Here is a 5,007-nt window from a genome sequence, read left to right as displayed (position 1 = left end):
CCCCTCGTCGTCACATCGTCACATCGGTACATCGGCGCATAGGCCCATCGCCACGGCCGGCGACGGGCCGGGGGAGCCCTCAGGCTCCCTGCCCCCGGTGGGTGGGCTCGCCCGGGCAGCTACCGGCCGGTGGTCGGGCGCAGGACCAGGGAGACGAAGCCGAAGCTGTCCCGGTAGATGTGCAGCCAGTCGGAGCGGCGCGCGGCGGAGGTCGCCAGGACTTCGGAACTGTCCGGATGATCGGGGTGGTCCAGGGCCCACGCGGCCATGGACCCCCAGCACGCCCACTCGTAGTCGTCCAGTTCCCGGCGGGTGCTGACATGGCCGTGAACGGTCGCCCACCCGTCGGCGGTCACGAGATCCAAGGTGGACGCCAGGTCCGCCAACTCGCCGAAGAACTCGACGGCTTCGGCGGAAGGCTCCTTCTCCCAGAACCCGTCGCCGATCAGGACGCGACCGCCCGGGGCCAGGAGTTTGCGGGCCGCCGCGAGAGTCGGGAGCAGGCCGTCGAAGGCGTGGGTGGACCCGACGATGAGCACCAGGTCGAAGAGGTGCGCGGAGGAGAAGTCTGCGGCGGGCTGCTGGTGGAGCACCAGGCGTTCCTCGACGCCGAGGTCGCTCGCGTTCTTGGCGGCCTGGGCCAGCGCCTCCTCGGATATGTCGACGCCCTCGGCGCGCAGGAGCGGATTGGCCGCCAGGGCGCGCAGGAGCCACTCTCCTCCACCGCAGCCGAGATCGAGCACGCGCGCGTCGGGTCGGGAGATCCCGTGCCGGAGCAGTTCACGGACCGAATCGTCGTCGAGCGGCGACTTGATCGGGTGGTGGGCATGGGCGATCTGGGACATCTGTTCACGGTTCACCGGAGCAGCCTGCCACCGTCGGAAGCCGCGAGCACCTCCTTTCCGCTCCGCGCCGCCACGGTCCCGGGAAACGGAAGTGCGATTGTCGGTCGTACGTGGTAGTCACTTCTCTCACGGGAGGTGATCCATTCCTTCCCGGTTCGCAAAGAAGCAAGGGGTGGGGACATGGCGTTGCTCCGTCAATGGGGGCTTACGCTGGGGAAATGGACCGGCAAGCCGGTCGCACGGGTCCAGGAGGACTCCGGGGATCCCGACGTACGGCGCGTGCGCGAGGCCGCCGCGGCCGGGAACTGGAACGCCGTACGCGAGGTGCTCGAAGCACGTCCCGAGAGCGACGACCGGACCGAGCTGCTGTGGGCCATCGGCGACACCGCCGGGGTGGAGCGGTGGATCGTCCCGGCCCTCGAACGGGAACCCGACGCGGCACTGCCCCGGCTCGTGGCGGGGGTCCGCCACCTCAGCTGGGGCTGGGAGGCCCGTACCGGCGCCCGGGCCTCGGAGGTCTCGCACGCGCAGTTCGAGGTGTTCCACAGCCGGCTGCGCACCGCCGAGGAATGGCTGTACGAGGCGGCCGAGCGCGAGCCCGAGTGGACCTCGCCCTGGTACGCCCTCCAGGTCACCGGCCGCGGCCTCGAGGTCGGGCCGGCCGCCGCGCGCCGCCGCTTCGAGGCGACCGTGCGCCGCGACCCGCACCACCTGGGAGCGCACCAGCAGCAGTTGCAGCAGGTCTGCGAGAAGTGGGGCGGCTCGCACGAGGAGATGCACGCCTTCGCCCGTGCGTCCGCGTTCGGCGCCCCCGCCGGCACGCAGCTGGGCCAGCTCGTCGCCATCGCGCACATCGAGCAGTGGCTGTCCCTCGACGCCGGTCCGGACGACGCGTACATGCGCGGGCCCGAGGTCGTCGCGTCCCTGCGCGAGGCGGCCGACCACTCCTTCCGCCACCCGGACTTCGTGCGCCGGGCCGGGTGGGCGCAGGTCCTGAACACCTTCGCCATGGCGTTCTCGCTCGCGGGGGACCGCGACGGGGCGGGGGAGTGCTTCCGTGCCACGGAGGGCCGCGTCACCGAGTTCCCCTGGTACTACATCAACGGCTCCAACCCTGCCGCGGCCTACCGGAAACAGCGTTCGTCGACCGGACGCTGAGCCGTTGGCCGCGTTGGCCGCGTTGGCCGCGTTGGCCGCGTTGGCCGAGGGCCACGGCCGTTACGGCGGTCACTGCCGCCGTGCTTCCGGTGGCCGGTCCCGGCCCCGGCCGCTCCCGGCTCCGCCGCGGCGACCCGGCCGCTGACGCCCCGTACCTCCGCGCGCGTCGCGGAGCCGGGCGGCCGGTCGCGTGACGTCGGCCCCGCCGTACCTCGCGCCCCGCGCACCCCTTCCTTCCCCTTCCTTCCCCTTCCCGCCCGCGCCGCCCACGGCGCCGACGGGCCCACCGAAAGACGTAGCCAGGTGCCCGATTCCGAGACTTCGCACACCTTCCAGGTCGACCTGCGCGGCCTGGTCGACCTCTTCTCCCACCACCTCTACTCCAGCCCCCGCGTCTACCTGCGCGAGCTGCTGCAGAACGCCGTGGACGCCATCACCGCCCGCCAGGCCGTCACGCCCGGCGCCCCCGCCACCATCACCGTGCGCACCGGCGACACCCTCACCGTCACGGACACCGGCATCGGCCTGACCGAGGCCGACGTCCACCGGTTCCTCGCCACCATCGGCCGCAGCTCCAAGCGGACCTCCGACGGCGCCCTGGACGGCGCCGGGCTCGACGCCGCCCGCGGGGACTTCATCGGACAGTTCGGCATCGGCCTGCTCGCCTGCTTCGTCGTCGCCGACGAGATCACGGTGCTCAGCCGCTCGGCGGCCGACCCCTGCGCACCCGCCGTCGAATGGCGCGGCCACTCCGACGGCCGCTACACCATCCGCGCCCTGCCCGCCTCGGCCGTCCCGGAGCCGGGCACCACCGTCACCCTCACCCCGCGCACCGACACCGCCGAGTGGACCAGCCCGCAGCAGGTCGTCTCCCTGGCCCGGCACTACGGCGGCCTCCTGCGGCACGAGGTCACCGTCGTCGGACCGCGGGGCGAGACCCACCGCGTCAACGACACGCCCCCCTGGGAACAGACCCACCGCTCCCCGCTGGCCCGCCGCGAGGCGATGACCGCGTACTGCCGCAGCCGGTTCGACTTCACCCCCCTCGACACCATCGAGCTCGACCTGCCGGCCGCCGGGCTGCGCGGCGTCGCCTACGTCCTGCCCACGGCCGTGAGCCCGGCCCAGCGGGCCGGCCACCGCGTCCACCTCAAGGGCATGCTCCTCACCGACCAGGCGCCGGAGCTGCTCCCGGAATGGGCGTTCTTCGTCCGCTGCGTCGTCGACACCACCAGCCTGCGCCCGACCGCCTCGCGCGAGGCCCTGTACGAGGACGGGACCCTTTCCGCCGTACGGGACGCCCTCGGCGAGCGGATCCGCGACTGGCTCACCGGGCTCGCCGCCAGCGACCCGTCCCTGCTGCACCGCTTCATCGAAACGCACCACCTCGCTGTGAAGGCGCTCGCCCGCTACGACGACGAACTTCTGCGCATCGTCCTGCCGTGGCTGCCGTTCGAGACCACCGACGGGAACGTCACGCTGGAGGAGTTCGCGCGGACCCACCCGACGCTCCTGGTCACCCGCAGCGTCGAGGAGTTCCGCCAGGTCGCGCCGATCGCCTCGGCCGCCGGTCTGGGCGTCGTCAACGGCGGCTACACCTACGACCGCGACCTCGTGCACCGGCTGCCGGAGATCCGTCCCGGCACGGCCGTCACCGACCTCGACCCGGCCACCGTCACCGCCCACCTCGACGCCGTCGACCCGTCCGCGGAGCTGCGCGCGGCGGCCTTCCTCGCCGTCGCCCGGGAGACCATCGGCGTCCACGACTGCGACGTCGTCCTGCGCGACTTCCAGCCCGTCACCGCCCCCGCCCTCCTCCTCGACAACCGGGAGGCGCGCCACGAGCGGACCAGGTCCAGCCTGGCCGCCGACAGCGACGGCGTCTGGGCCGACATCCTCGGCTCCCTGCGCCACGAGACCCCGCGGGCCCAGCTCGTCCTGAACCACCTCAACCCGCTGGTGCGCCAGGCCATCACCATCGCCGAGCGGGGACTGGCCGTCACGACCGCCGAAGCCCTCTACGGTCAGGCGCTGCTGCTCAGCCGCCGCCCGCTCCGGGCGAGCGAGAGCGCCCTGCTCAACCGGGCCTTCATCGGCCTGCTCACCCACGCCATGCACCGCACCGGCACGGCGGCACCCGGCTCCGAGCCCCGGAAGGAACTGTAGATGCTGGACACCCCCGAGGCCGTGGTCGAGGCGCTCCGCGAGAACCACGACCGGCCGCACGGCCTGCAGCGCACCGTCACCGCCGAGGAGCTCGTCGAAGCGGCCGAACCCTTCGATAAGCCCGACACCCTCGTCACGGCCCTGCTGGAGCTGATGACCTCCTACGAGTTCACCGGCGAGCACCGCAAGTCGCCCGTCGTGTTCGCCCGGCTGCTCAAGTTGTGGGACACCGCCCCCGAATCGTTCAGCCAGTGGGAGGCCCATCAGGTCTTCTGGCGCTTCAAGTGGGTGACGACCTCCCTGCTGCAGGTGCCCGAGGTGCCGCTGGCCGCGATCGAGGGCTGGATCGACACGATGCGCACCCGCTACACGGCGGCCGGCCACGGCATGCAGCCGGTCGCGGCCATGCGCTACCACGTCGCGCACCACACGGGCGCCGGCCTCGCCGACGCCTACGACCTCTGGGCCACCCGCCCCCGTACCGAACTGAGCGACTGCGAGGCCTGCGAGATCCGCAACCTCGCCGAGCACCAGGTGTCGTCCGGCGACGACGCCGGGGCGCTGGAGGCCTGGCGTCCGGTCCTCGACGGGGAGAGCGGTTGCAGCGAGGAACCGCAGCTGAGCCGCGCGCGCTCCCTCCTGCCGCTGCTGCGCTCCGGCCGTACGGACGAGGCCCGTTCCCACCACCTCAGCGGGTACCGCCAGGTCCGGGGCAACACCGGAACGCAGGAGGAGGTCGGCCTCCACCTGGAGTTCTGCGCCCTCTCCCGCAACGAGGGCCGCGGTCTGGAGATCCTCGCCGAGAACCGCCCGCTGTTCGAGGCGACCGGTGCGCCCC

At 72.8% G+C, this 5,007-nt stretch carries 3 protein-coding genes and 1 pseudogene; 3 read left to right on the top strand and 1 reads right to left on the bottom strand.

Features of this window, described 5'->3' with window-relative positions; translation table 11 throughout:
- Positions 1 to 119: 119 nt before the first annotated feature.
- On the bottom strand, positions 120 to 860 hold the full coding sequence (locus ACWGDE_RS36055) for an SAM-dependent methyltransferase (protein ID WP_453393297.1): 741 nt from the start codon (positions 858 to 860) through the stop codon (positions 120 to 122).
- 165 nt (positions 861 to 1,025) lie between these two features.
- Here ACWGDE_RS36055 and ACWGDE_RS36050 point away from each other — a divergent pair, with 165 nt between their 5' ends.
- The 3 genes and pseudogenes from ACWGDE_RS36050 to ACWGDE_RS36040 form a co-directional block, all read left to right on the top strand.
- A complete protein-coding gene (locus tag ACWGDE_RS36050) occupies positions 1,026 to 2,003 on the top strand; it encodes a hypothetical protein (protein ID WP_453393296.1) in 978 nt (325 codons plus the stop codon).
- Between the two features lie 303 nt (positions 2,004 to 2,306).
- Positions 2,307 to 4,169, top strand: coding sequence for an HSP90 family protein (locus ACWGDE_RS36045; RefSeq protein ID WP_453393295.1), 1,863 nt, complete (start codon positions 2,307 to 2,309; stop codon positions 4,167 to 4,169).
- Positions 4,170 to 5,007: pseudogene (locus ACWGDE_RS36040) on the top strand (hypothetical protein); the annotation flags it as partial. It lies immediately after the preceding gene.

The sequence above is a fragment of the Streptomyces sp. NPDC054956 genome, assembly GCF_053609185.1.
Note: the sequence above shows the minus strand (reverse complement) of the source record. Positions and strands in the feature narration are given on the sequence as shown.